We start from the raw sequence: 25,444 nt of genomic DNA, 5'->3' as shown, positions 1-25,444 counted from the left end.
TTTTGTTAGCCAAAATCCGTATTTCCATCATTAAAAAAACTATCTTTGTAAAACTTTCAGAAAAGGGAATCGCGTGAAATCCGCGAACTGTCCCCGCAACTGTAAATCACGGAGGATTAAGTAAGAATTAATAATTCCTTAATTCCGCAAAGAGTTTCTGCAAACCAGCCATTTTCACAAAATGAAGAGAAGGCGCAGAAATGTGAAAGTCAGGAGACCTTGCTGAAAATTAACCCTAAAAATTGCTTTCGGAGGAAAAGCCCTGAAAATGTTCAAGACCTTACCTATTTTATCGGCAGTATTGCTGTTGTTTTCGTTCTCGATTGCTGCACAGGAAAAAACCATAGACACGGTTTTTATCTTTGACAATCAACTCGTTAACGCCAAAAAAATCCAGAAGACCTCCAAATTAAAGGAAGAGGATTTACTGAAAAACGCTACCAATCTTTCGGAAGTTCTCCGATTTCAATCTCCGATCTATATCAAGGAAAGTGGACGCGGAATGGTTTCGGCTCCCTCTTTTCGCGGAACCACGGCGCAGCAAACCGCATTCGTTTGGAACGGAATTAATGTGAATTCGCAGTTTCTTGGTCAAGGCGACCTCAACAATCTCAATCTTCTCGGTTACGATCATCTCGAAATCCAATCCGGCGGAGGAAGTGTGATTTACGGCAGTTCGGCAATCGGCGGAACAATTCACCTGAACAACGAATTGAGTTTTAATCGCGGTTTGAAGAATTCCGCATTCTTTGAATATGGTTCGTTTGAAACTTACAACACTTTTTTAAAATCTTCTTTCAGCAATGAAAAACTCAGCGTGAAACTGGCCGCGAATTATTCGGAAAGTGAGAATAATTACGAAGTTCCAGAGAAGCAATATATCAATCTTAACGGGCAATACCACAATAAAAATTTCAGTTTAGGTTTCGGCTACAAAATCGATGATCGGAATACGGTTTTTTGGCAAAGCCAGCTGTACAGTGGAAATCAGCACTACCCGATTTTCTCGGAGTTTTCCACAAAAACGAAATACCTTACCGATAATTTCAGAAGTTTGCTGAGTTGGAATTTCAGGGGCGAAAAAGTTCAGAATATTTTGAAGTGGGCTTATTTGGAGGAAGAATTCGACTACTTCCAAAACATCGACAATCCCAAAAGCAGCGGTGGAATTGGGAAAAACTATATCGCAAAAAATGATTTTAATTATTCCATCAAAGAAAAAATAGATTTCAACCTGATCACCGAATTTCAAGTGAACAAAGCGGAAGGTTACCTTTCAGGAATTCAGAATATATCCAGGAATGCAGGTTCTGTAGCGGGTTTGATTCGCTGGAAACCTTCGAAAAAAATGTATTTGGAGGCCGGTGCGAAAAAGGAATTCGTGGAAAAAATTGAAGCGCCGTTTTTGTTTTCTTTTTCAGGAAATATTCAGCTCGCAGATTACTATTCTTTGACTTTCAACGCTTCCAAAAATTTCAGATACCCCACTTTCAACGACCTTTATTGGAAACCGGGCGGCAATCTGGATTTAAAGCCGGAAATTTCTCATCAGGCAGAACTCGGAAACCGTTTCAAGTACAAGAATTTCAAGCTCAATCTGACTCCTTATTATATGCAAATCGAGAATATGATTCGTTGGCTGCCGACTTCTTCGGGAATTTGGTCGCCCATTAACACAGAAAAAGTAGAATCTTATGGTTTGGAATCACAACTGGATTTCGAGAACAGTTTTGGAAAAAACCATGCGAAAATTTCAGCAGGTTTTATTTTCACCCATTCGAAAGATTTGGAAACCAACCGTTTTCTGATGTATGTCCCAAAATATAAATTCTTTGCCAATGCAAGTTACCGCTATGATTTTGCAGAAATTTTCTTGCAGGGAATGTACAACGGATTGACTTTCACTACTTCAGACGAAAGCATTTCGGACGCTTTAAAATCTTATTTTGTGGCCAACGCTGGATTGAATCTGACTTTTTTAAAACATTATCGATTCGGTTTTAAAATCCAGAATATCTTTGACCAAATTTATGAAACCACCGCTTTTTATCCTTTGCCAAAAAGGAATTACAGCGTCAATTTATTAATCAACTTTTAAAATTTAAACATGAAATTTTCAAAAATCTCCACACTGCTTCTCGCAGGAACTTTATTGTTCAACATTTCCTGCCGCAAAGACGATCAAGCTCCGACACCGGTTTCATTCGGGAAATATGAAAACGGAATCCTGATCACCAATGAAGGTGGTTTTTCCACACCCACTTCCACGGTGACCTATCTTTCCAACGACTTAGTCACTCAGGAAGACCAGATTTTCAAAAACAATAACTCCAATGCAAGTTTGGGAAATGTTTTGCAATCGATTGGCTTCAGAGGTGATTTGGCCTATTTGGTTCTGAATGTTCCGAATAAAATTGAAATCGTGAACCGATATACCTTCAAAAAAACCGGTTCCATCACTACCAATCTGGAACAGGCAAGATACATCGCATTTTCCACGAACAACATTTATGTGACCAACAACAATTTCAGCAACGTGAAAAAGGTGAATATTTATGACAATGCAAATGCTTTCGTAAAAAGTATTGATTTCCCAAATTATGCTGAGAAAATCACCTCATCTGACGGTTTTATCTATGTGCAGACCGACGGTTTGACTTATGACACCAACTACAATGAAATTGCGACCGGACACACCATTTCAAGAATTAATCCTTTGACAAATACCGTGGACAAAACCATAACGCTGAACGATACGGGAATCATCCGTGATTTGGTCTCTGATCAGACTTCGACCTATGTTTTAACTTCTGATGCGGTTTATACTTACCTCTACAAAATCAATTCAAAAACCGGCGCGTTTACCCAACAGGAAGTGTTTGACATTCCATACGGAGAAAAATTAGCGGTAGATGGGGGTCAGGTTTATTTCGTGACGGCAGAGAAGAAAGTTCACCGACTTGATGGCAGCAACGCTACTCCACTTTTTGATGTTGCCACAGGTTTTATTTATGGATTTAATATCATCGATTCTAAAGTATTTGTCTCTGATCCGAATTTCACCGGCGACAGCAAAGTGAGAATCTACAACCTTTCCGGAACTTTGATGAAAACCATCACTACCGGGATTTCAACCAACGGTTTTTACAAAAACTAAATTCAAATCAATATCTTAAAAAACCCTTCCGAACCATTGGTTTGAAAGGGTTTTCTATTTTATGTGGAAGGAGATTACGCTTGAATCTTCAATCCGAGATTCGCGGCTTCCTTAATGACAAATGCTTTGGCTTCGTTTTTGTCATTCGCAATTTCACCTTCCAAAATGGCTTCCTTTACTTTTTCCTTCAGGATTCCGATTTCTCGGCCAGGTTTTATTTTAAACATTTCCATGATTTCCTCACCCGAAATTGGCGGCTGAAAATTTCGGATTTGATCCTTTTCTTCCACTTCCTTGATTTTTTGGGCAACAACCTCAAAATTTTTCTTGAATTTTTCCTGTTTTCCTGCATTCTTAGTGGTAATGTCAGCTTTGCACAAAGTGAACAAATCTTCCAAATCTTCTCCGGAATCAAACAAAAGCCTTCGCAATGCGGAATCCGAAGTTCCATCATCGATCAGCGCAATGGGTCTGGATGACAACTTCACCAACTTTTGCACATATTTCATATCCGTTCCAAGCGGGAGTTTCAACCGGTGAAAAAGATGCTTCACCATTTTCGAGCCCACAAACTCATGTCCGTGGAAAGTCCAACCGATTTTTTTGTCGAACTTTTTGGTGGGTGCTTTTCCAATATCGTGGAGCAATGCCGCCCAACGAAGCCAGAGTTGATCTGTATTTTTGGAAATATTATCCACCACTTCCAAAGTGTGCCAGAAATTGTCTTTGTGGGTTTGACCTTCCACTTCCTCAATACCTTTCAGGGCGGTAAGTTCAGGGATGATTAAAGGCAAAAGTCCGGTTTGCTCCATCAACTTCAATCCGACGGACGGTTTTTCTGAGAGCATGATCTTGTTGAATTCCACCATGATTCTTTCCTTGGAAACGATTTTGATTCTCTCGGATTCATTTTTGATGGCGTTCAAAGAATTTTCTTCAATCTTGAAATTCAAGGTGGAGGCAAAACGAATCGCCCTCATCATGCGCAATGGGTCGTCGGAATACGTTTGTGACGGTTCCAGTGGAGTTCGGATGATTTTTTGCTTAAGGTCTAAAAGTCCGTCGAACGGGTCGATCAATTCGCCGAAATTTTCTTTGTTCAGTGAAATCGCCAAAGCGTTGATGGTAAAATCCCTTCGTTTTTGGTCATCTTCCAGAGTTCCTGTTTCCACCGAGGGTTTTCGCGAATCTTCCGAATAACTCTCTTTTCGTGCTCCGACAAATTCCAGATCGAGTCCTTTGTGTTTGAACATTGCAGTTCCATAAGTTTTAAAAATGGAGACTTTCAGTTTGGGATCTATTTCTGCAGCAGTTTTTTTGGCGAGATCCATTCCGTTTCCTTCGGTCACGAAATCGATGTCAGTTGGTGCTTCGCGCTTCATCAGCAAATCGCGGACATAACCGCCTACAATAAAAACCGATTGATTATTCACTTCTGCAACCCGGGAAATGAGTTTGAAGAGGGCAAGGTTTTTATTTTGTTTAAGATTGATTTGCATAGCGATGTAGGCTGATTTTAAGAATGTGCAAAGATAGCCAAAAAAGAAAAAAACCCATATTGCTATGAGTTTTTGAGCTATTATTTTGGTGCAATTATTGCGAAGACGGATGATCATCCAGCAACCAGTCATGGATTTCGTCTTCCAAATATTCGGTTTGCAACTTCACAGCCTCCAGGAAATCGTCTGGAATATTTGAGGCATCGCTATTTTCCAGATTCCATAATTCCTCAGACATCAGCTCGTATTCGGAGTAGATTCTTTTGAAACGCGGACTGCGTTTCTCCAGTTGTTCGATCTTTTTTTGTTCCGGTATGAATTTTCGGTAACGGTTCGGTGTTTTCATGTTATTTTTTTTTTTTTTCAATGTTGTGGTCAAATGTTATCAACTTAAAAACAGGTCTTCAAGATAAAAGTCAATCTCACAACACATTGAAAATGAAAATTTATCAGGTAAAACTTCCTCGTTTGAAAGAATAAATTTAGACATTAAATCGAAAAAAAAAAATATTTTAACAATAGTTCTAATTGTTTAACAATAGTTTTAAATTTGCATCTATTAACAAAGTATGAGAACAGTTCTCCTGAGACAGCGACAGATCTTGCTATTCATCATTGCCGGCGGTTTAAGTGCGATTATGGAGATCGGTTCATTTAAGATTTTCAGCGTTTATCTTCCCCACGTTCTTTCAGGAGAAACCAATTTTCACGGGATTCACTTTCCATTAAGCAATGTTTTTTCAACGACTTGTGGAATTATCACCAATTATTTTCTAAGCATCTGGTTTGTGTTTGAACGCGGCAAACATTCAAAAAAGAAAGAATTTGCTTATTTCATGTTCGTTTCCTTCCTTTCCACGATTCTCAGCTTGACTTTCTTCCAAATTTTCTTTAGGTTTGTATTCACAGACCATCTTGATACCGGTTTCTTTGTCTTCAGCCAAGAGATGTTAAGCAAAATTTCGGCGATCCTTTTGGTTTCAATCTTAAATTATTCGGTGAAAAAGAATGTGATTTTCAATGGCTGATTATAATATGAGGATTTGCCGATGGCCTATTGAAACCAACTATTTCACAAAACTACAAAACTACTGTACTGCATAGCATGACGAAATTCCTAAACTATATTTGGCGCGGCTGGATGATTCTTCTTGGCGCGATTTTGACCATCACTTTGGGGGTTCCGGTCCTGATCCTATCCATCCGAAAGGAGCATTACAAGTATGCCTACAAGTTCATCAGAATCTGGTGTTTCGGAATGTTTTACGGAATGGGGTTCCGCTACGAGCTGATTAAATTGACCGATAAGAAAATCGACAAAAACCGGCAATACGTATTTATTTCCAACCACACCTCATTGATGGATGTGATGCTGCCTTGTCTGCTGATGCCGAATCACCCTCTTTGCTATGTGGGAAAAAAAGAACTGGTGAAAATTCCGATTTTCGGGACTATCTATAAGCGGATCTGCGTGATGGTTGACCGAAATTCGGCAAAAAGCCGCGCAGATGTATACCGCAGGTGTGCCGAAAGAATGAAGGAAGGACAAAGTATCGTGATTTTTCCGGAAGGCGGAGTTCCGGACGACACTACGATTCTTCTGGACAGTTTCAAAGACGGCGCATTTATCCTTTCTTCGAAACATGAGGTCCCAATTGCGGTTTTCACATTTGTGGGTTTAAAGGAAATGTTCCCGTTTGACAATTCCAAAGGACATCCCGGAAAAGTGCGGGTTTATTTCAGCGATATTTTGGAACCGACCAATTCAGCTGCCGAATTGAAAGCAGTGGCTTACCAGGAAATAAAAAAAGTTTTGGAAAACCCGGTTTAAGTCCTTTATTTAATTATATTTGTTTTTAGCAAATTTTAACAGATGTCTACAAATTATTCTAAACAGACCAATTGGGGGCAGTTCGTTCCATTGGTAACTGTATTTTTTTTCTGGGGTTTTGTTGCTGCGAGTAATGACATTTTGATCCCGGTTTTCAAGAAAGCTTTCAACCTGACCCAAAGTCAAAGCCAGTATGTAGCGGTTGCTTTCTATGTGGCCTACACCGTTGGTTCACTAATTTATATGTTTATTTCAAAAGCGATTAAACAGGACTTGATCAATAAAATCGGTTATAAAAACGGTCTGATTACGGGGCTTCTTATTTCCGCGGCGGGAACACTGTTATTTTATCCGGCGGCAAATATGGGTTCATTTCCATTGATGATTTCTGGACTTTTCACCGTGGGACTCGGATTTTCTTTGCAGCAAATCGTTGCAAATCCGTTGGCTATTGAAATCGGCCCAACTGAAACCGGCTCCCAACGTTTGACCATGGCGGGAGGAATCAATAATTTGGGAACAACGATAGGTCCGTTAATTGTAGCTTTTGCCATTTTCGGATCAGCGACCGCGTCAAATACGGAAGCCAGCATCGAATCCGTGAAAATTCCTTACCTCGTTTTGGGAGGCGCTTTTATTTTGGTAGCTATACTCCTGAAATTTTCATCACTCCCACAAATTACACCGACGATTACTGAAAATACGGACGATGATGTTCCGGGTGAACACCGCACTTCAGCGCTGCAATATCCGCAGCTTGTCATGGGAATGATTGCTATTTTTGTTTATGTAGGCGTGGAAGTTTCCACCGCAAGTAATCTTCCGGCATACATGGAAAAATCACTGGGTTTTGAGACCAAGGATATTGCTCCCTATATTTCGCTATATTGGGCGTCATTGATGATTGGCCGGTGGACAGGCGCAGTGGAAGCATTCGATTTCAGCGCAGGAATCAAAAGGATACTCAGGTTTTTGGCACCTTATCTTGCTTTCGGAGTTTTCCTATTGGTCAATGCGATTGCACAACATGATCTGTCCCATTTTTACATATATGGAACAATCATTTTCGTCATGATTATCTGTGATATCATGAGCAAAGGTAATCCGGCAAGGATGCTTTTGATTTTCTCAGTGATGGGAATTCTGGCACTCTTGATCGGTATGCTGACCACTGGAATGACGTCAGTTTATGCTTTCACCAGTGTGGGGTTATTCTGCTCTACTTTGTGGCCATGTATTTTTGCTTTGGCGATCAATGGTTTGGGGAAACACACCAACCAAGGTTCGGGTTTTCTAATTATGATGATTATGGGGGGAGGCATTATCTCATGGATTCAGGGATCTCTTGCCGATGCCACAAATATTCATCTGAGCTACATCGTGGGAGTTCTTTGTTTTGCATACCTGGCTTTCTACGCGATTCGGGTGAGTGGAATATTAAAAGCACAGGGAATTGATTTGGATAAGCTTCAAAAAGAAGGTGAACATTAAAAAAAACAGATTTAGAAGAAAGAGGTTTTGGGCAGGTATTTTACTTGCCCAAATTATTTTGTTTTTCATACTTTCAAAAATAACCTTTGCAGTTGGACTTTTCGAAAAATCATTTGAACTGAAGAAAAGGGTTCATCAGCATTTATTTGCAGGTGTCCCCTTCTCCGTGGGAGATTTGTTTTATGTTATTATTTTCATTTTTCTTTGTTTCCTCCTGGTTAAGACCATTAGCCGAGCATCCCGCCAAAGAGCTTTGGTTTGGCTTTTTGTTGCGGTAAATGCTTTCTATTTCATCTACCAAATTTTATGGGGGATGATGTATTTTCAGAAACCCATCCGCGAAAAACTTCCTACAGGAGAAATCACCGCGGAACAAACTAAGGAATTGGCTTTAATTTACCTGGATCGTTGCCGGAAATCCAGAAATTTGGTCCACGAAAATCGGAACGGCGTTTTCGAAATCAGAAATTTCCGGGAAATTGAAACCGAAATCCTGGAAAGACAAAAACACCTGCCGAAAATGTTCGGATCGAAAGAACCGACTGGAATCAACTCCTTTAAACCAAGTCTTTTTAGAGGCATCATGAGTTACACGGGAATATTCGGATATTACAATCCATTTTCGGCAGAAGCTCAAATCAATGTGGAACTTCCCTCCATTTTTCTTCCTTTTACATTAGCACACGAAAGCTCGCACCAACTGGGTTATGCCCGCGAACAGGAAGCCAATTTTATGGGATACCTCATCGGGAAAGAGTCCAGGAATTCTGACTTAAAATACAGTACCGAATATTTTGTGCTGAAATCACTTTTGAATTCACTGGCAGAAAAGAATCCGGAATTTGTGAAATGGGTTTTGAATGAATACTCACCTGGAATGAAGCGGGACCGCCTTGCAGCGAACGCTTTTGTGAAACAGCATGAAGGAATTCTGGATTCATTTTTTGGGATCACCAATGATTTGTTTCTAAAATCCAATCGGCAGGAAGGAAGTGTGACCTATTCCTATTTCGTCAATCTGCTGATTCGGTATGAATACAGTAACAACCTTGAATAAAAAAGAACCGTATCTTGCGATACGATTCTAAAAACACAAATGATGAAAAAAAATTTATTACCTCAAACAGACAGGTGTCATATTTAAGGCGCGGTAAAAGTACTACAAAATTTCGAAATACCAAAATATTTATTTCATAAATACCGACATTCCTATCAAATATCATGTATTTATTGAGAATTTAAGGCATAACCCCCATCTTTTTTTGAATTTTTACTAATGCTTGTTCGGTAAGGATAACTCATGCTAATAAAAAAACCGCCCCGTTTATGGGGCGGCTTGTAGCGAAGACGGGAATTGAACCCGTGACCTCAGGGTTATGAATCCTGCGCTCTAACCATCTGAGCTACCTCGCCTGGTTTTGAGTGGTGCAAAGATAAAAATATTTTGTGATGTGGCAAAAATTAATTCAAGTTTAAAAATTTAAGCAAATCTGCGACATGGTCAGGTTTGGCTATAATTTTATTGTTAGAATCCAGCACAAAATAAGTTGGCGTAGCATGAACATTGTAAACATCCACAAAACTGCTGTACCAACCGCGGAGTTCAGTATCATTCACCCATGGTAAACTTTTCACCTTATTTTCATAAGCCTCCTTGTCCTGATCTAATGAAAACGCGATCACTTCTGCTTTTTGACCTTTTATCTGATTATACTTTTCGATAATTTTAGGCAGCTCGGCTTCGCAGTGAGAACAAGTGGATGACCAAAAGAGGATGATCTTCTTTTCCGCATTCAAGTCATAAATCGATTTTGCAGCGGTGTTGGTCGCATGATTAAACTTATAATCGGGGAATTTCGCTCCCACTTCCGTATTGACATTGGCCGCAATTGTTCCTGACAATCTTTGGTTAATGGTGCATTTAAGATTCTTGGCTTCGGTGAGGTATTTGGTTTTTAGTTCCTGCATATCATAGGTGTCGAATATTTCGATCAGTTCAGACAGTATGGTTTGTCCCCGTGGAGTTTCGGTATTGACCTGAGCCAAAAGTTTGTCCACGTCATTGGTCAAATTGGTATTGGGACCAATATTTAGATAGGCCACCAGAATCGGGCGCAATAAGGAGGAGGATTCCAGCTTTTCATCTGAGTTCACCAAAAATTGGATGATCTCTTCATGTGTCAATGGCTTTTTGGTAGTAGATTTTTCTAAAAACCGTTTATAATTGGTTTGGTAATACTGCACAAACGGAAATTTGCTTAAATCGCCATTATCAGCCGAGAGTCTTTGGATTTCTTCCTCAAGCGATTTCCCAAATGATTGTCCGTCTTTATAATACTCTTTGATTTGAAAAAGTGCCGGTAGAATGTATTCTTTCTTTTGTTGGATATCCTGCAAATTATTCATCAGCGCATTGCTTTCATCCAGGTATTCAATTTTTGAAATTTTATTTTTATTGGTATCAAATTTCAGCTTGACGTCTTTATTTTCTGAAATAAAATTGAGAGATGTGCCATTTTCAGGAAAATACAGCTTCATCATCCCCTGATACGATCTCGGATATGAAAGCTGCCAGGTGTTTCCTTTTCTCATCTCTTTTGTACTCAATATATCTTTAGAACCGTTTAAAGTATAAAGATAGACTTCCTTGGGCGCAAACGCAGCCGGTACCTCAACAGAAATCTTAAACTGTGCCTGCACAGAGCTGATGGCGACCAAGCCCACTATTCCGAATATTTTTTTCATGGAGTAAATATAAAAAAACTCACTGAGATTTCAGTGAGCATATCGTGATTACAAATTATTTCATGCGATCTGTCTGTTGGACTTCCTCATAAAGTAGAAAGTTAAGACGATTGCCGCTATGATTAAAACATATAAGTAGAGATCAATCGGAGAAGAGGGAGCACCCGGTGTTCCGGTATCGCCTCCATCAGGTGGTGGAAGTGGCGGATCTGCTGCATACATTGAAAAATGCATTAATGAGAAAGCTAATAATATAAATTTATTGGATAGTTTCATAATTGGTGTTTTTATTTGATAATCTTACCTTGTACAATTTCTCCTTTGTCAGAAATTATTTTCACCAGAAATACATTATTTAGACTTTTCATCAGATTGATCGTGTAATTCCCGGAAGTTGAAATTCCCCGCTCAGAGATTATAAGTTTACCGCTCATATCAAATACTTGGATGTCTGCCTTCTTCCAATTTGGATCAAAAATCACTATATGATTTTCAATACTTGGATTATATGCAATAACCGTTCTCGAAGGGACATTTGCCTGTCCATTTGCCAGTACACCCGAAGGAAGTCCGTAATAAACATCATAATCTTGTGTGGCAGCACCTCCTGCGGTCAAAATCATATTTTGATTGATTGGCTGGGTAACACCATCAAAACCTTTAAAATAAAAACCATCGTTACTCGACAATAAATGTTCACCATCAGGAATCAGGTTACCATTTTCCTTCACTTGCATTTTGTAGGAAACAATATCTCCGGAATATTTCACCAGTTTAATATTTTTTCCTTTGAAATTGTCGTCGTTGGCTTCATTAATATATAGCCAATATGACGAAGTATAGTTATTATCGTAACCTCCATTTATTGGATCTTCTTCATAAGTTCCCAGCAAGCTGCTGGAACCGGCAGTTACCTGTGCTTTTGTTTCATTTGAATGCCCGGAAACGCCATTGGGATAAACAACATAGTAAGTTCTGGCAACCTCTCCTCCATTAGCGTTCAGACCGATTATAGCTAATTCCTTCACCGTTCCATTAGCTGTTCCTCGATTTGCATTTACTGCATAGGTTGTCCCAGTATTTCTTGAATAATAATTAAATCTTCTGAGATTCGCCAGATTGATCGTTGGAGCAACAGAATTATCTAAAAGCTTGATCATGAAAGTGCCCATAGGACGAATCATTAGATAATCGGTATCCCCTGTCCAAACCCCATTTACGTTGGTTACAAACTTAAATCCAACCATGCTTCCACCCACATTTGGATGATATTGAACATTAGTTGGTTCAAGGCGAATACCATTGATATTTGGAACATAATCGGGATCTGTTTGAACATTCAGATTGAAAAGGTCGACATTGGTAAGATACGGATTAGCAAAAAAATACATGTTTTTTCCGTAATCGACACCATCCCAAACTTTGCCTCTTGAATAGGCGAAAGAATCTCCGAGATAGGTATTATATCGCTCGTTATATTGGTTGATTGCACTTCCGTTCGTTCCATAATTGATGCCGGCTCCTGCGCCAGAAAGTGTACGAGAGAAAAAGGAGACATCTGATACTGGAACTCCTTTCACCGTTCTGGTTTGGGATGCCACATCTAAATTCTTGCCGCCCAAAATATAGTACGAATACGGAACATAGGTGGCACTGCCTAATACGGTTGAAATATTCGGAAGGTTGTCAAATACAATTTGGTCATTATTCCAAACCAGGATTTCGTTCTGCGACCATCTTTGGGTATTGAACACTTTTCCAAGTTCATTGCTCAAAGTTGATGCAGTCTTTCCATAAAACGGCAATGAGAATTGCTGATAGGCACCATGGTTAGGAGCGCGAAATTGCTGATCAATGATCCCTTTCATATTTGCCTGGCTGATTCCCCGAACATACAACTGCCCGTAAGTATAAGTGGGCGTTGCCGTGGAGTTATTGACATTCCAGGTGGAGTAAGTGGCAGGTTCGTTTAATACATTCAAGATTGTTCCTCCGGAAGTGGCCCCTTCAATTTTATCATTGGTTCCGTCCAAAGTCCGAAATACATCATTTGCAGCATCTGACGCTACAATCATTATATTTCCATGATTTTCTAAGATACCGGTGTCTTTCACCTCCAATCCCCCTCCATTATAAACCAATGTATTTTTACCTACGTAGACCACCGCACCATCATCAATGTGGCTAAGTACTTTCGGTGTTGTGGTCATCTGTGCATGAAGCGAAATATACGCACACAGCATAGTACCGATTAATAAATTTCTTTTCATTATGTTTTGTTTTTGTGTTTTTTGAAGTCAGATTCATATGCAAATATATTCATTATTTTTTGAAAATATTACATAATTAGCTGAAAACTCACAATTTAACATTGTCGCCAGACAGAACAATTTCCTTCCTGGCAGCGATGTCAAACATATAATCCTCCAGCACTTTCTCGGTTGTTCCACGAAGCCCTCTCGCTCCAAGTCCTTTTTCTATGGTTTCCTCCACAATTCTCTCAATTGATTCATCGGTAAATTTCAACTTCACCCCGTCCATTTTGAATAATTCCACAAATTGGTTGATGATGGAATTTTTCGGTTCCTTCATAATCCGGATCATGGTTTCTTTGGTGAGCCGGTCCAAATAAGTCACAATCGGGAATCTACCCAAAAGCTCAGGAATCAGACCGAATTTCCGTAAATCAATTGCATTGATCTGGCTCAAAATAAAATCTTCTTCTTCAACCTTGTTGAGCCGCTCCGAACTGAAACCGATGGCCTGTTTATTCAGTCTTCTTTCAATGATTTCTTTGATTCCGTCAAATGCTCCACCGGCAATGAAAAGTATATTCTTCGTATCCACTTGGATATATTTCTGATCCGGGTGTTTTCTGCCTCCTTGCGGCGGAACATTCACTATGCTTCCTTCCAACAACTTCAATAGACCTTGTTGCACACCTTCTCCGGACACATCCCGAGTGATGCTTGGATTATCTGATTTTCTGGCAATCTTGTCTATTTCATCGATAAAGACGATTCCTTTCTCGGCTTTTTCCACATCATAATCTGCGACCATCAAAAGTCTGGAAAGGATGCTTTCCACATCTTCGCCCACATATCCTGCCTCAGTTAAAATGGTGGCATCCACTATACAGAACGGCACATTTAATTCCTTTGCGATGGTTTTGGCAAGGAGGGTTTTCCCGGTTCCTGTCTCCCCGATCATGATGATGTTGGACTTTTCTATTTCCACTTCCTTATTTTCACTTTTAGCGTGGAGCAGTCTCTTGTAATGATTATAAACTGCGATGGAAAGTTGTTTTTTCGCCTGGTCTTGGCCAATCACGTACTGATCAAGGAATTCCTTGATTTCTTTTGGTTTTTTAAGGTCTTCGATTTTATCGGCTGGGGAAAAACCATTCTTCGTCATGCTGTCTTTCACGATAACGTGCGCCTGTTCGATACAATTCTCGCAGATGAACCCGTTATTTCCAGAAACCAGCATTTTCACTTCATTTCTTTTCCTTCCGCAGAAAGAACATTGGTTTGAATTCATAAATTATATAATTATAGAACAACGGGGATAGATGATCACCCATTGAAAGCTACCAGCTCATTCAGAAAACTGGTAAAAGTTGTTTTTAAATTAAGCGTTCCTGATGGAATCTCGAATTTCTTGATATTCGCTGTCCGTCAATTTCAAGCGGACATTTTTGAAATTCATATCCTCCATCTTATTTATCGGGATCAGGTGGATATGGGCATGTGGAACTTCTAGCCCCACCACGGCCGAAGCGATCCTTTGCTCGGGATATGCTTTCGCCAGTTTTTTGGCCACATTTTGGGCAAATCCCCAAAGATCCTTGAAATACTCATTTTCCAAATCGAATATGAGGTCAACTTCTTTTTTGGGAATGACCAGAGTGTGTCCTTTAGCAATCGGCTTAACGTCTAAAAAGGCAAGGAAATTCTCGTCTTCCGCAACTTTATAGGAGGGAATTTCGCCGCTGATGATTTTCGTGAAAATGGAACTCATGATTTTTATTTTATTAGCTTTAGGTAATTCGCCACTTTAATCAGCAAAAACAGTTCCACAGTAGAGGGACTCCGGTAAAACCTTCATTAAAGGGAGATCTCCAAAACTTCAAAAGAAAGTTGGTTTCCATTGGGCAATAGCACGTCTGCCGTTTCGCCTACCGATTTCCCAAGCAACCCTTTTGCTATGGGTGTATTCACTGATATTTTTCCTGATTTCAGATCACTTTCATTATCAGGAACCAAAGTGAAAACCTGTTCCTTATTGGTCCCGTTATTTTTCAGTCTTACCGTGGTCAGTATGGAAACTTTTGAAGTATCGAGCAAGCTTTCATTGATCACTTTTGAATTCACGATCATGTCTTTTAGTTTGGATATCTTCATCTCCAACATTCCCTGGGCTTCCTTCGCCGCGTCATATTCCGCATTTTCAGACAGGTCTCCTTTATCTCTTGCTTCCGCGATTTGCTGAGTAATTCTTGGTCTTTCAATGGTTTCCAGTTGCTCCAATTCAACTTTCATTTTATTCAAACCTTCCTGGGTTACATAACTTGCCATAATTTTTCTACTTTATCGTTAGTATAAAAAAATAATCCGACATTTGCCGGACAATGTTTTCTATGTGGTTTCGTTTTACAAAGATATAAATTATTTTAAAATGAAAAGAAGAATCGTGCGTCTTTTTTTATCAATAATATTCATTTTCAGCACATTATTCGTCAATTCCTGCAGCGAGCGAAATGAGACGGTGAACTGTTTCCCGAACTCCCCAATCAATGTCGTTTTAAACCTGAATTATCCCGCTTATTATGCACTTCAAAATGTGGGTGGCTGGATTTATGTGAACGAGCAGGAATGTGGAACGCGAGGATTAATCGTAGCGAGAACCACAAATGGCTTCAAAATCTATGACAGAAATGCGCCCCATATTTGCCCGGAACAGAACACCACACTAAACGTGGAAGGCAGCATAAAAGTGGTTTGTCCCAAAGACGGCGCAGAATGGATTCTGATTACCGGCGAACCAACCAAAATTGCTCAAATACCCCCAAAAACTTATCGTTATAATTTTGATTCCAATTCCGGGGTCTTATCTATTTTCAATTAAAATTTTGCTAGGTGAAAACTGTAATTCAAAGAGTTTCCGAAGCCCACGTGAAAGTAGACGGCGAAACAGTGGGCGAAATCCGCAATGGATTCTTACTACTGATCGGAATTGATGAGGACGACGAAAAAGCAGACGCAGACTGGCTGGTCCAAAAGATTTTGAACCTGAGGGTTTTTGGTGATGACGACGGAAAACTCAACCGCTCCATCCTGGATATTTCCGGAGAAATACTTTGTATCAGTCAGTTCACATTGATTGCAGACTACAAAAAAGGGAATCGCCCATCTTTCATCAAAGCTGCAAAACCCGAAAAGGCAGTTCCGCTTTTCGAATATTTTAAGTCAGCAATTTCCAAATCCGGACTGAAAACCGAAAGCGGGATTTTCGGCGCAGACATGAAGGTTTCTCTGCTCAATGACGGCCCCGTCACCATCGTGATGGATTCCAAGACAAAACTTTAAGAAAAGGATTTTTATCGCGAAGTGGTTTTTTTTCAATATTATTTTTAAATTTGAAAAAACATCCCCCTATGAACAGATGCTTCCTTCTCTTTTTTGTACTGCTTGCGGTTTCTTGTTCAGAGAACGCCACCGGAATTTCCTCAAAAAATGCCGACAGCGCTAAAATCATCGAATCCATCAATGTTGTGCGGACAAAATTCAACGACAGCATTAGGATATTAAATCAAAGGAATATTTGGGGAGATCTTTCCGGAAGAAAAACTTTGACATTCACTGATGATTTCGTCACTTTTAAGGGAAATGTAGATTTCATAAAAGTGGATCGTGACCAATATGATGTAATGGGAAAAGCGGTTTCCGGAAAAAATAAGGTCTCTTTATCCGGTGTCATCCGGCGGGTTTCAGACAAACATTTGAATTTTGAAGGCAGGATTTCACAAGTCATCAATGGCAAAAAATTTGTCAGGACAAGGAGAACAACTTTCATGGACGAAGGAAAAGGAAAATTCTGGAGGTTGCAAAACAAAGTGAATGGGGAGGGTTTTGTGGAGTATATCGACATTTATTATTAATCCCATAACGTTAAAAAACATGCTGAATTACGAAATTTCCGGAAACGGACAAGAAAAGCTCGTTTTACTCCACGGTTTCATGGAGAATATTTTGGTGTGGGAAGAGATGGAGCAGCGTCTTTCCAAAGATTTCACCATCATCAAGATTGATTTGCCGGGACACGGCTTGTCGAAAATTTATGGCGAAGTTCACACCATGGAGCTGAATGCCGACGAAATAAAAAAAGTGACCCAAAAGTTAAAACTAGAAAAATTCCATTTATTGGGACATTCCATGGGAGGTTATACCGCGCTTGCTTTCGCAGATAAATTTCCTGAAGACTTGAAATCGCTGACCTTATTTTTCTCCACCTATTTTGCGGATGACGACGAAAAAAAGGAGCAGCGTAGAAAAAGTTTCCGGGTGATCAAAGATGCTTTTGCACACTATGTCAATGCGGGAATTCCTAATCTCTTTAACGAAAATGAAAAAGATATTTTGGAAGGGAAAATAGAATTTGCCAAAGAAATTGCGCTATCCACAAAACCAGAAGGAGTTTTGGCCGCGGTGAAAGGAATGATCGAACGAACAGACAAGTCCCATGTTCTGAGGAATTTTGAAGGTAAAATTCTGGTGATCGCGGGAAAACATGACCATGCCGTGAAAACAGAAATGACCATCAAAAACCTTCCGGATAAAACCAATGTTAAATCTTACATTATAGATTGCGGCCACAATGGACAGCTGGAGAAACCTACAATCTGTGCGGAAATCATCAACACGGAGCTATTGCATAATCTGCCGAAAAATTTGCTTTTTTGATTGATGCCTAAAAGTCCTCCGCCTCAATTTTTTCTTTAAAGTCCAAGATGGTGTCCTCAATGGTTTTGAAGTACTTTCCACCCGCCGCATTGATGTGACCACCGCCATTGAAATACTTTCTGGAAAACTGGTTCACGTCCACATCTTCTTTTGAGCGGAAAGAAATTTTGATAAAATCCTCATACAAATCCTCCATGAAAAATGCGGAAACCTGCGTTCCCATGATACTTAATCCATAATTCACGAAACCTTCCGTATCACCTTTTTGAAAACCAAACTCCTTCAATTCATCTCTTTTTAGCCACAAAACAGCTACTTTTCCGTCTTTCACCACCTCAATTCGGCTCAGAATCAGAGACAATAAATGAAGCCTCGAAACGGTATTCGTGTCCCAAGTGTTGGAGGTAATCATGGCCGGATCTGCACCCTTTTCAATTAAATTGGCGATAATTCTGTGGGTGGTGGCAGACGTGGAACGAAAGCGGAAACCTCCGGTATCGGTCATAATTCCCGTGTAAAGACATTCTGCAATATCCTGATTGATGAGGTTTTCCTCGCCCAATGCCTCGGCAAAATGATACACCATCTGCGAAGTAGCGGGAATTGCGGTATCAGAATACACAAAGTCAAAATTTTCTGGTTGTTGGTGATGGTCGATCAGTATTTTCTTGGCCTTTGCTTTCTCAATCCAGGGTCCTACCAAATTTCCACTGCGGTGAGACGCATTAAAATCTAGGACAAAAATGACGTCAGCATAATAAATTAATTCTCCCGCCTGTTTTCTTTTGTATTCTGCGATGGTGATTTTTTTGGCTTCAGGCATCCATTTCAGGAATTTCGGAAAATCATTGGGAACAATCACATCTGCTTCAAGCCCTTTTTGCTTTAAAAAATGTTTCAGACCCAAACTCGAACCTATCGCATCGCCATCAGGATTATAATGGGTAATGATGACAATCTTGTGATCTGGATTTAAAAGTTTTTTTATTTCTGAAATTTCTAAAGATGTGAACATGCAAAATATTTTGAAAGGCAAATATAGTATTTGTTTTATACCAATAGGGTCTCTCCCGGGATAATATTCATTAATAAAATTGAGATTACAGCAAACCTCCATCATTAGAATAATTCTAAATTCAGATTAATTTCAATGGTTTATTTTAATAAAAAAGGGTGATTTAACGGTATTTTATTTCGATTATAATCATAATTTTGCCTTAATAACCATAAAAAACTAATTCCCATGAAATATATTTGAATAACCATCTCTTTCTAGGCACGCAAAATTTTCCAAAATGGAGATCATATAAAAAAAAACTAATCAATAATCTGCAACTTGTCTCCAAAATGCAGTTTAAAAGCCTAACAGAAACTTTAACCTAAATTTTAATACCATGAAAAAATTCTATTTACTGTTGATGCTGATGATTTTCGGCACCTTCATTTTTGGCCAACACAAAACCTCTGATGTTCTCCAAACAAACAATCAAGGGAACTCAAGTCCCGAACTGAGAAACGATGTCCCCGGAAAACCAATTGCAGCACCTGTCTTGCAATCATTTTCAGGCAAGGCGATCTGCACCTATACCGGCAGTTTGACCGCTGCAGACAGCCAAATGGCGAACCGTTTATTCAGGGATGGGGTTCCTTCGGCTTGTGGCACCAATAAAGCATTTCCCGGAAACCTGACCGGACCTGTTTATTACGAAACATTCACAATTCCCAACAACACGGGAGCTTCTCAATGTGTGACCATTACACCAAATGTTCCTGAAGCAACTTACGTACATTTCAGTGCATATTTAGGAACTTTTGACCCAGCAAATCTGGCCACTAATTTCCGGGGCGATTCCGGAACCAGCTCTAATAACGCAGAGACTCAAGCTTTTAGTATAGATGTTCCTGCTGGCCAAAACTTGATCATCGTTGCAAACACGAATGCCAGCGGAGCTGTGATGACGGGTGAATATACGATTCAAGTATCCGGACTTAACTGTTTAGCGCTCAATTGTGTCGCAAATGTTCCGGTGAAGCCAACCCAGCCTACCATGGCAAACAGGCTATTCCGTGATGGAACACCTTCTGTTTGCGGTACCAGTAAAGCTTTTCCGGGAATTATTGCTCAAACGGTCAATTATAACACCCCAAAAATTACCAACAATACCGGCATATCGCAATGCATCACCATCACAGGAGCCGTAGATCCTGCAGATGCTGGAAATACGGGTGGTTTGCATATTACCGCTTATAATGGAACATTCAATCCAGCCAATCTTGCCACAAATTATATGGCAGATAGCGGAACGAGTGCAACTTCCGGAATTCCTCAGGGACTTGGTGTCACTGTACCTGCAGGTGGAGTAGTAGTTTTGGTAGTAAGCACTAATTTTACAGCGGAGATTTTCACCGCGCCGATGACTTTAACAATTTCCGGAGTGAGCTGCTCAGGTGTTTTGGCCAATGAAGAAATAAACAGTGCGGCCACTAAAAAAACAGTAATTTATCCAAATCCTGTGGACTCGGTACTTAATGTGAAAGGCATCCAAGTGAAATCCGTTAAAGTATATGATCAATCAGGTAAACTGGTTCAGGTAAATTGGGACAACAATATGATCAATACCCATCATTTGGCGAAAGGGGTTTATTCTCTTCAAATCACTGATACCGATGGAAACATTGTACTGGAAAGATTTGTCAAAAAATAATCCATAGCATAAATATTTTTTAATCTCCCTTCAGAACTGAACTGCCGCTAAAAAGCGCTTCAACTTTTGGCCGCAGTCAAGTTCAGGGGAGATTTTTTTAATTGGTAATTCCATATGACAGTTAGATTTTTAGTTAATCACATTCCTATAAAATTCCAAAATTTAATTTGCAGAAAATAAAAACTTTACTATCTTTGCAGTCTGAAAAATAAGAAATAGTTTTTACTAAAAATATTAGCAATGAGCAAGAGAACATTCCAACCATCAGAAAGAAAGAGAAGAAACAAGCACGGTTTCCGTGAAAGAATGTCCACGCCGAACGGAAGGAGAGTTTTGGCTGCAAGAAGAGCAAAAGGCAGAAAGAGTTTAACTGTAAGTGCAGCACGCGCTAAGAGATAATCTCCTGAATTATCATACAAAAACATGCTTGGAAAGTACATTTTCAAGCATTTTTTGTTGTTAAAATTTGCTAAAGTTTAGCTAAAAATAAAAGTTTTTGCTACTTTTGAATGAAGTTTACTTATTACTTATCAACCTTTAATCCCAAGAATTCGGGAATCATTCATAAAGTTATGCCACATTCCTCACAGGACGGTTCAAACGTCATTAAACTTAAAAACGCCAAAATCGCCCAGAAAAATTTCACGGTTCTAAACGAAGTTAATCTCAACATCAAACGAGGAAGATTCTGCTACCTGATTGGAAAAACCGGTTCCGGAAAAAGCTCCCTGCTGAAAACACTTTACGGGCACATTCCCCTCAGCGCAGGTCAAGGAAATGTGGCCGGATTTGATTTGGAAAAATTAAGACCATCGGATATTCCAAACCTAAGACGAAAATTGGGAATCGTTTTTCAGGACTTTCAACTTTTGACTGACCGCACCGTTGAAAAAAACCTGAAATTCGTGCTTGCCGCAACTGGTTGGACCGACAAGGAAAAAATGGAAGACCGCATCAATGAGGTTTTAGGAAGCGTTGGAATGAAATCCAAAAAACATAAGATGCCACACGAACTTTCGGGCGGTGAACAACAAAGGGTCGCCATCGCACGCGCGCTTCTCAATCACCCGGAACTAATTTTGGCAGACGAACCTACCGGAAATCTCGACCCTGAAACTTCTAACGAGATCATGACCTTGCTGAAACAGGTTGCTTACGAAAACAATTCGGCGGTGGTGATGGCAACACATGATTACCACATGATTCAGAACTTTCCGGGTGAAGCCATTCGCTGTGAGGATGGAAAAGTTTCCGTTTTGGATACGGCTGAACTCTTTGAGTGATCACTCGGCTTACTGGATGAATCGACTGGTCTTCACCTAAATTAAGGCTTTTAGTCATTCGTGTTTTTTGATTCTTCTTCATTAATACAATTTTGGCAGTAACCATACAGCCATATTTCACTTTCGTCGTAATGAATTATTTACTTCAAAAATAGCAAACCATTAAAAATAGAATATAAAAAAAGCTGGGCATGAAAACCCGCTATTTGAAAAAGAAAAAGATCCAACAAAATCATCACTTCTTTATTTTTGTCAACCTCTGTTTACAAAATTTGGAAAATGATTTTGTTGGATCTTATTTAATGATGATCCGAAAATTATTGTTTAATTCCCCGAGTTAATTTTATCCTTTGAACTGTCCCATCGCGATAAACTTATCCTGTCTTTGTGTTTCCAGTTCTTTTCCTGTGAATTTGGAGAAGGCCTTGATATTTTGAAGGATAGAAGTTTTCAGGTGTTCATAAGCCACTTGTGGTTCGTAATGTGCACCACCAAGTGGTTCCTCGATGATTCCGTCTATGAATTTTTCCTTCAAGGCGTCTTGAGGCGTTAATTTCAAAGCGTTTGCAGCGTCTTCTTTATGGTCCCAGTTCCTCCAGAGGATTGATGAACAACTTTCCGGTGCGATTACCGTGTACCAAGTGTTTTCCAGCATATACACTTTGTTTCCCACGCCGATTCCCAATGCGCCTCCACTCGCACCTTCGCCAATGACATACACGAAAATAGGAGTCTTCAGCATGGTCATCTCAAAAATATTCCTTGCGATGGCTTCACCCTGTCCTCTTTCTTCAGCTTCAAGACCGGGATAAGCTCCGGGAGTATCAATCAGCGAGATTACAGGAATGCCGAATTTTTCAGCAAGTTTCATCAAACGAAGTGCCTTTCGATAACCTTCAGGATTGCTCATCCCGAATCTTCGGAGTTGTCTTTCCTTGGTTGTCCTCCCTTTTTGAGTCCCGATAATCATCACAGATTTTCCGTCTATTTTTGCCAAACCACCCACCATTGCAGGATCATCAGCGAAATTTCGGTCACCATGCAGTTCCAGGAAACTGTCTTTATCTGTAATTCCTTTGATGAAATCCAAGGCGTACGGACGGTCTGGATGACGGGAGAGCTGCACTCTTTGCCAAGGGGAAAGGTTTCCGTAGATTTCCTTTTTTTTCTCGATGATTTTGTCCTCGATTTGAGAACAGGCGAGCTTCACATCTACCCCACTTTCTTCACCTACCAGCGAACAGGTTTGGTACTGATCCATCAACTCTTTTATCGGAAGTTCAAAACTTAAATATTCCATTTTTCGGTTTAAAATAATCTTTCAAATTTAGTAAAAATAATAGAAAATCAATTGATATTAGCCACTGCATTATTTATCCGCGTGATGCTTTCCTCTTTCCCGAGGATTGCTAAAATATCGGGGACATCGGGACCTTTCAGCTCTCCTACTAAGCTTAATCTCAGTGGCATCATCACTTTTCCCATACCGAGGGATTTGGATTCCGCGAAATCGTGGATGTGCTGCTTCAAGGCATCGTGTCCCAGATCCCAAGAATAAAGTTGGGTAGCCAATTCCTTCAATATTTCTGCAATTTCTGGGCTCCAAGCTTTCTTAACCGCTTTTTCATCGTAGGAAGTCGGTTGTTCGAAGAAGAATTTCCCATCCTTATAAATATCTTTCACGAAGGTTGCTCTTTCTTTCATCAATGAAATAATTCTCAACAATTTTTCATCGCTTGAATTTCCGAGTTTGATTCCGTCCACATTCTTCAATAGTGCTAAAACTTCAGCATCGGATTTTGTTTTCAGGTATTCGTGGTTGAACCATTCCGCTTTTTCCTTGCTGAATCTAGCTCCCGCCTTGTGGACTTTGTGCAAATCAAATTCTTTCGCCATTTCATCCAAAGTCAGAATTTCTTTGTCATCTGCAGGACTCCATCCAAGAAGCGCGACCATATTGATGAACGCATCTGGCAGATATCCCTCTTCGCGATAACCTTTTGAAATATTGCCGGTTTCGGGATCTTTAAAATTTAACGGAAAAACTGGGAATCCAAATTTGTCGCCATCTCTTTTCGAAAGTTTTCCTTTTCCTTCCGGCTTCAGAATTAATGACAAATGGGCAAACTGCGGTCTTTCCCAACCCATGGCTTCATACAGCAGATAGTGCAGACCAAGTGAAGGAAGCCATTCCTCGCCGCGAATCACATGTGAGATTTCCATTTCGTGGTCATCAATGATATTGGCGAAATGGTAAGTTGGCATTCCGTCATTTTTCACCAAAACCTTATCGTCTAAAGTGTTTGTATTTACAGAAAATTTCCCGCGGATGATGTCGTCCAAATTCAAAATTCGGTCAACAGGCATTTTGAAGCGAACTACGTAAGGGACTTTTTCGTCCATCAACTTTTGCACTTCCTCTTTAGATAAAGTCAGAGAATTTTTCAGTCGGTTTCTCGTGATATAATTATATGCGAAAACATCACCGTTTTGTTCAAACTCCTTCCTGATTTCATCTAGTTCTTCCGGAGTGTCAAATGCGATATAGGCATAATCGGTCTTTAGGATTTCCGCCAAATATTGATCATAAATTGCTCTTCTTTCAGATTGTCTGTATGGCCCATATTTTCCGCCGTGTTTTGGACTTTCATCCGGTACGATTCCACACCATTCCAGAGATTCCATGATATAATCTTCAGCACCTTCCACATATCTCGCCGTGTCGGTATCCTCAATCCTCAACACGAAATCTCCGCCCTGATTTTTGGCGAAAAGGTAGTCGTACAGCGCAGTTCTCACTCCACCCAAATGCAATGGTCCTGTTGGACTCGGTGCAAATCGCACTCTTACTTTGCTCATTTTTTCTGTAAATATTAAGGTGCAAATTTAGGGAAAAACTTTGCTTTTTTGGTGCAAATTGGTGCAATTGGTGCAGATTGTGGCAGTTGTTTTCCTTAGTATTGTCCCGCCCCCAATTTAATTTGCGCTGTTTATAGGCTGCGGACAAGAAATAACTGTATTTTCTAAACAGCATATTATCAAATTTTCGTTAGTTTTGTACCAAATAATCATGTTTATGTTAGAAATTGGCGAAAGACCATGGGGAAAGTATTTTGTTTTGGCGGATGAGCCGCACTACAAATTGAAGAGGATTGAGGTAAATCCCGGACAGCGACTTTCTTATCAATACCACCATAAAAGGCAGGAGCAATGGACCATCATTGAAGGAAATGCAACCATTGTTTTGGATGGCGAGGAAATTTCTTTAGCTTACGGCGAAAGCATCTTTATTCCGCAGGGAGCAAAACACAGGATGATGAATCTGACCGAGAAACCGGTAGTGTTCATCGAAGTTCAGACAGGAACCTATTTTGGCGAAGACGATATTGTGCGTTTGGAGGACGATTATTCGAGGGCAAAATTCTAGATTTCTAAAATCTGAGCAAACGACTTCTTGTTTTAAAGGATATTGGAAAATTGTTAGCAGCCAAAAAGCTGGAAAAAATAGACTTTTAGAACTCCTTGTGAAATTCTAACCGCCCAACAAATTGAAAATATTCAAGAACGATCTGCTACAACTGGAAAAATATCACTGTAAGAAAATCAGAAACACTCTTGAATGAATGAGTACCCATACTCTAAAGGCGATCTATATTTAACCCATTGAATGAGCACCATACTTAACGGCGCAAAAGATGATTTTTTTTTCATCAATCTTTTAAGTAAAGCTATCCGCCACATATAGAACCATACTTGCTTCTACCTAATTCA

Annotated in this window: 25 protein-coding genes, 1 tRNA gene and 1 riboswitch; of the genes, 14 read left to right on the top strand and 12 right to left on the bottom strand. The window is 39.8% G+C overall.

All coding sequences use genetic code 11. From position 1 onward, the window contains the following. Positions 1-12: 12 nt before the first annotated feature. A riboswitch (cobalamin riboswitch) is annotated at positions 13-237 on the top strand. Between the two features lie 31 nt (positions 238-268). After that, positions 269-2,098 carry a TonB-dependent receptor plug domain-containing protein gene (locus ACM44_RS08990; protein WP_048499702.1) on the top strand — a complete coding sequence of 610 codons (1,830 nt, stop codon included), beginning with the start codon at positions 269-271 and terminating at the stop codon, positions 2,096-2,098. 9 nt (positions 2,099-2,107) lie between these two features. Next, on the top strand, positions 2,108-3,157 hold the full coding sequence (locus ACM44_RS08985; protein WP_048499701.1) for an NHL repeat-containing protein: 1,050 nt from the start codon (positions 2,108-2,110) through the stop codon (positions 3,155-3,157). A gap of 74 nt (positions 3,158-3,231) precedes the next feature. Here ACM44_RS08985 and ACM44_RS08980 read toward each other — a convergent pair whose 3' ends face one another. Both ACM44_RS08980 and ACM44_RS08975 read right to left on the bottom strand, forming a co-directional pair. Next, positions 3,232-4,656, bottom strand: coding sequence for a CCA tRNA nucleotidyltransferase (locus tag ACM44_RS08980; RefSeq protein ID WP_048499700.1), 1,425 nt, complete (start codon positions 4,654-4,656; stop codon positions 3,232-3,234). Positions 4,657-4,750: 94 nt separating this feature from the next. Beyond that, positions 4,751-5,002, bottom strand: coding sequence for a hypothetical protein (locus tag ACM44_RS08975; RefSeq protein ID WP_048499746.1), 252 nt, complete (start codon positions 5,000-5,002; stop codon positions 4,751-4,753). A 223-nt stretch (positions 5,003-5,225) separates the two neighbouring features. Here ACM44_RS08975 and ACM44_RS08970 point away from each other — a divergent pair, with 223 nt between their 5' ends. From ACM44_RS08970 to ACM44_RS08955, 4 genes are all read left to right on the top strand, one after another. After that, positions 5,226-5,684 carry a GtrA family protein gene (locus tag ACM44_RS08970; protein ID WP_048499699.1) on the top strand — a complete coding sequence of 153 codons (459 nt, stop codon included), beginning with the start codon at positions 5,226-5,228 and terminating at the stop codon, positions 5,682-5,684. Between the two features lie 77 nt (positions 5,685-5,761). Further along, positions 5,762-6,487, top strand: a complete 726-nt coding sequence (locus tag ACM44_RS08965) for a lysophospholipid acyltransferase family protein (protein WP_083993686.1) — start codon at positions 5,762-5,764, stop codon at positions 6,485-6,487. Between the two features lie 42 nt (positions 6,488-6,529). Further along, a complete protein-coding gene (locus ACM44_RS08960; RefSeq protein WP_048499698.1) occupies positions 6,530-7,978 on the top strand; it encodes an MFS transporter in 1,449 nt (482 codons plus the stop codon). After that, positions 7,968-9,035: a DUF3810 domain-containing protein gene (locus tag ACM44_RS08955; RefSeq protein ID WP_083993685.1), complete on the top strand. Its 1,068-nt coding sequence runs from the start codon at positions 7,968-7,970 to the stop codon at positions 9,033-9,035. The genes ACM44_RS08960 and ACM44_RS08955 overlap by 11 nt, the downstream gene beginning before the upstream one ends. A gap of 282 nt (positions 9,036-9,317) precedes the next feature. Here ACM44_RS08955 and ACM44_RS08950 read toward each other — a convergent pair. The 7 genes from ACM44_RS08950 to greA all read right to left on the bottom strand — a co-directional run bounded on the left by ACM44_RS08950 (position 9,318) and on the right by greA (position 15,300). Continuing rightward, positions 9,318-9,391, bottom strand: a tRNA-Met gene (locus ACM44_RS08950). A 48-nt stretch (positions 9,392-9,439) separates the two neighbouring features. Then, positions 9,440-10,723: a TlpA family protein disulfide reductase gene (locus tag ACM44_RS08945; protein WP_048499697.1), complete on the bottom strand. Its 1,284-nt coding sequence runs from the start codon at positions 10,721-10,723 to the stop codon at positions 9,440-9,442. Between the two features lie 60 nt (positions 10,724-10,783). Continuing rightward, complete coding sequence (locus ACM44_RS15005; protein WP_241477164.1) at positions 10,784-10,945, bottom strand: hypothetical protein; 162 nt, start codon at positions 10,943-10,945, stop codon at positions 10,784-10,786. Between the two features lie 65 nt (positions 10,946-11,010). After that, positions 11,011-12,993: a T9SS type A sorting domain-containing protein gene (locus ACM44_RS08940; protein ID WP_083993683.1), complete on the bottom strand. Its 1,983-nt coding sequence runs from the start codon at positions 12,991-12,993 to the stop codon at positions 11,011-11,013. Positions 12,994-13,081: 88 nt separating this feature from the next. Beyond that, positions 13,082-14,263: an ATP-dependent Clp protease ATP-binding subunit ClpX gene (gene clpX, locus ACM44_RS08935; RefSeq protein WP_048499695.1), complete on the bottom strand. Its 1,182-nt coding sequence runs from the start codon at positions 14,261-14,263 to the stop codon at positions 13,082-13,084. A gap of 90 nt (positions 14,264-14,353) precedes the next feature. Beyond that, a complete protein-coding gene (locus tag ACM44_RS08930; protein WP_048499694.1) occupies positions 14,354-14,743 on the bottom strand; it encodes an HIT family protein in 390 nt (129 codons plus the stop codon). A gap of 86 nt (positions 14,744-14,829) precedes the next feature. Further along, entirely contained in the window at positions 14,830-15,300 is a 471-nt protein-coding gene (greA, locus tag ACM44_RS08925) for a transcription elongation factor GreA (protein WP_048499693.1), read from the bottom strand. 100 nt (positions 15,301-15,400) lie between these two features. On the opposite strand from greA, the gene ACM44_RS08920 reads away from it, so the two are divergent. The 4 genes from ACM44_RS08920 (at position 15,401) to ACM44_RS08905 (ending at position 17,685) form a co-directional block, all read left to right on the top strand. Beyond that, positions 15,401-15,850, top strand: coding sequence for a hypothetical protein (locus ACM44_RS08920; protein ID WP_048499743.1), 450 nt, complete (start codon positions 15,401-15,403; stop codon positions 15,848-15,850). A gap of 11 nt (positions 15,851-15,861) precedes the next feature. After that, positions 15,862-16,311, top strand: a complete 450-nt coding sequence (gene dtd, locus ACM44_RS08915) for a D-aminoacyl-tRNA deacylase (protein ID WP_048499692.1) — start codon at positions 15,862-15,864, stop codon at positions 16,309-16,311. Positions 16,312-16,379: 68 nt separating this feature from the next. Next, a complete protein-coding gene (locus ACM44_RS08910) occupies positions 16,380-16,883 on the top strand; it encodes a hypothetical protein (RefSeq protein ID WP_048499691.1) in 504 nt (167 codons plus the stop codon). 19 nt (positions 16,884-16,902) lie between these two features. Continuing rightward, positions 16,903-17,685 (top strand): alpha/beta fold hydrolase, encoded by a 783-nt coding sequence (locus ACM44_RS08905; RefSeq protein WP_048499690.1) that lies wholly within the window; start codon positions 16,903-16,905, stop codon positions 17,683-17,685. A 7-nt stretch (positions 17,686-17,692) separates the two neighbouring features. Here ACM44_RS08905 and ACM44_RS08900 read toward each other — a convergent pair whose 3' ends face one another. Next, entirely contained in the window at positions 17,693-18,700 is a 1,008-nt protein-coding gene (locus ACM44_RS08900; protein ID WP_048499689.1) for a DHH family phosphoesterase, read from the bottom strand. A gap of 379 nt (positions 18,701-19,079) precedes the next feature. Here ACM44_RS08900 and ACM44_RS08895 point away from each other — a divergent pair, with 379 nt between their 5' ends. The 3 genes from ACM44_RS08895 to ACM44_RS08885 all read left to right on the top strand — a co-directional run bounded on the left by ACM44_RS08895 (position 19,080) and on the right by ACM44_RS08885 (position 21,673). Then, the gene (locus tag ACM44_RS08895) at positions 19,080-20,390 is read left to right on the top strand and encodes a T9SS type A sorting domain-containing protein (RefSeq protein WP_048499688.1); all 1,311 of its coding nucleotides are present in this window, start codon (positions 19,080-19,082) and stop codon (positions 20,388-20,390) included. A 240-nt stretch (positions 20,391-20,630) separates the two neighbouring features. Beyond that, a complete protein-coding gene (rpmH, locus tag ACM44_RS15000) occupies positions 20,631-20,789 on the top strand; it encodes a 50S ribosomal protein L34 (RefSeq protein ID WP_039365072.1) in 159 nt (52 codons plus the stop codon). 173 nt (positions 20,790-20,962) lie between these two features. Then, positions 20,963-21,673, top strand: a complete 711-nt coding sequence (locus ACM44_RS08885) for a cell division ATP-binding protein FtsE (protein WP_048499742.1) — start codon at positions 20,963-20,965, stop codon at positions 21,671-21,673. A gap of 343 nt (positions 21,674-22,016) precedes the next feature. On the opposite strand, the gene ACM44_RS08880 is transcribed toward ACM44_RS08885, so the two are convergent. Next, positions 22,017-22,973 carry an acetyl-CoA carboxylase carboxyltransferase subunit alpha gene (locus ACM44_RS08880; protein ID WP_048499686.1) on the bottom strand — a complete coding sequence of 319 codons (957 nt, stop codon included), beginning with the start codon at positions 22,971-22,973 and terminating at the stop codon, positions 22,017-22,019. A 47-nt stretch (positions 22,974-23,020) separates the two neighbouring features. Beyond that, on the bottom strand, positions 23,021-24,532 hold the full coding sequence (gene gltX, locus ACM44_RS08875) for a glutamate--tRNA ligase (RefSeq protein WP_048499685.1): 1,512 nt from the start codon (positions 24,530-24,532) through the stop codon (positions 23,021-23,023). Between the two features lie 217 nt (positions 24,533-24,749). Here gltX and ACM44_RS08870 point away from each other — a divergent pair, with 217 nt between their 5' ends. Then, on the top strand, positions 24,750-25,100 hold the full coding sequence (locus ACM44_RS08870) for a phosphomannose isomerase type II C-terminal cupin domain (protein WP_048499684.1): 351 nt from the start codon (positions 24,750-24,752) through the stop codon (positions 25,098-25,100). Positions 25,101-25,444: the final 344 nt, after the last annotated feature.

This window comes from Chryseobacterium koreense CCUG 49689 (genome assembly GCF_001045435.1).
GTDB classification, from domain to species: domain Bacteria; phylum Bacteroidota; class Bacteroidia; order Flavobacteriales; family Weeksellaceae; genus Kaistella; species Kaistella koreensis.
Note: the sequence above shows the minus strand (reverse complement) of the source record. Positions and strands in the feature narration are given on the sequence as shown.

Bases quoted from the DNA above. Each gene is read 5' to 3' on its own strand.
- ACM44_RS08990 (WP_048499702.1), top strand. From the start codon at position 269: ATGTTCAAGACCTTACCTATTTTATCGGCAGTATTGCTGTTGTTTTCG.
- ACM44_RS08985 (WP_048499701.1), top strand. From the start codon at position 2,108: ATGAAATTTTCAAAAATCTCCACACTGCTTCTCGCAGGAACTTTATTG.
- ACM44_RS08980 (WP_048499700.1), bottom strand. From the start codon at position 4,656: ATGCAAATCAATCTTAAACAAAATAAAAACCTTGCCCTCTTCAAACTC.
- ACM44_RS08975 (WP_048499746.1), bottom strand. From the start codon at position 5,002: ATGAAAACACCGAACCGTTACCGAAAATTCATACCGGAACAAAAAAAG.
- ACM44_RS08970 (WP_048499699.1), top strand. From the start codon at position 5,226: ATGAGAACAGTTCTCCTGAGACAGCGACAGATCTTGCTATTCATCATT.
- ACM44_RS08965 (WP_083993686.1), top strand. From the start codon at position 5,762: ATGACGAAATTCCTAAACTATATTTGGCGCGGCTGGATGATTCTTCTT.
- ACM44_RS08960 (WP_048499698.1), top strand. From the start codon at position 6,530: ATGTCTACAAATTATTCTAAACAGACCAATTGGGGGCAGTTCGTTCCA.
- ACM44_RS08945 (WP_048499697.1), bottom strand. From the start codon at position 10,723: ATGAAAAAAATATTCGGAATAGTGGGCTTGGTCGCCATCAGCTCTGTG.
- ACM44_RS15005 (WP_241477164.1), bottom strand. From the start codon at position 10,945: ATGTATGCAGCAGATCCGCCACTTCCACCACCTGATGGAGGCGATACC.
- ACM44_RS08940 (WP_083993683.1), bottom strand. From the start codon at position 12,993: ATGAAAAGAAATTTATTAATCGGTACTATGCTGTGTGCGTATATTTCG.
- clpX (WP_048499695.1), bottom strand. From the start codon at position 14,263: ATGAATTCAAACCAATGTTCTTTCTGCGGAAGGAAAAGAAATGAAGTG.
- ACM44_RS08930 (WP_048499694.1), bottom strand. From the start codon at position 14,743: ATGAGTTCCATTTTCACGAAAATCATCAGCGGCGAAATTCCCTCCTAT.
- greA (WP_048499693.1), bottom strand. From the start codon at position 15,300: ATGGCAAGTTATGTAACCCAGGAAGGTTTGAATAAAATGAAAGTTGAA.
- ACM44_RS08920 (WP_048499743.1), top strand. From the start codon at position 15,401: ATGAAAAGAAGAATCGTGCGTCTTTTTTTATCAATAATATTCATTTTC.
- ACM44_RS08910 (WP_048499691.1), top strand. From the start codon at position 16,380: ATGAACAGATGCTTCCTTCTCTTTTTTGTACTGCTTGCGGTTTCTTGT.
- ACM44_RS08905 (WP_048499690.1), top strand. From the start codon at position 16,903: ATGCTGAATTACGAAATTTCCGGAAACGGACAAGAAAAGCTCGTTTTA.
- ACM44_RS08900 (WP_048499689.1), bottom strand. From the start codon at position 18,700: ATGTTCACATCTTTAGAAATTTCAGAAATAAAAAAACTTTTAAATCCA.
- ACM44_RS08895 (WP_048499688.1), top strand. From the start codon at position 19,080: ATGAAAAAATTCTATTTACTGTTGATGCTGATGATTTTCGGCACCTTC.
- rpmH (WP_039365072.1), top strand. From the start codon at position 20,631: ATGAGCAAGAGAACATTCCAACCATCAGAAAGAAAGAGAAGAAACAAG.
- ACM44_RS08885 (WP_048499742.1), top strand. From the start codon at position 20,963: ATGCCACATTCCTCACAGGACGGTTCAAACGTCATTAAACTTAAAAAC.
- ACM44_RS08880 (WP_048499686.1), bottom strand. From the start codon at position 22,973: ATGGAATATTTAAGTTTTGAACTTCCGATAAAAGAGTTGATGGATCAG.
- gltX (WP_048499685.1), bottom strand. From the start codon at position 24,532: ATGAGCAAAGTAAGAGTGCGATTTGCACCGAGTCCAACAGGACCATTG.
- ACM44_RS08870 (WP_048499684.1), top strand. From the start codon at position 24,750: ATGTTAGAAATTGGCGAAAGACCATGGGGAAAGTATTTTGTTTTGGCG.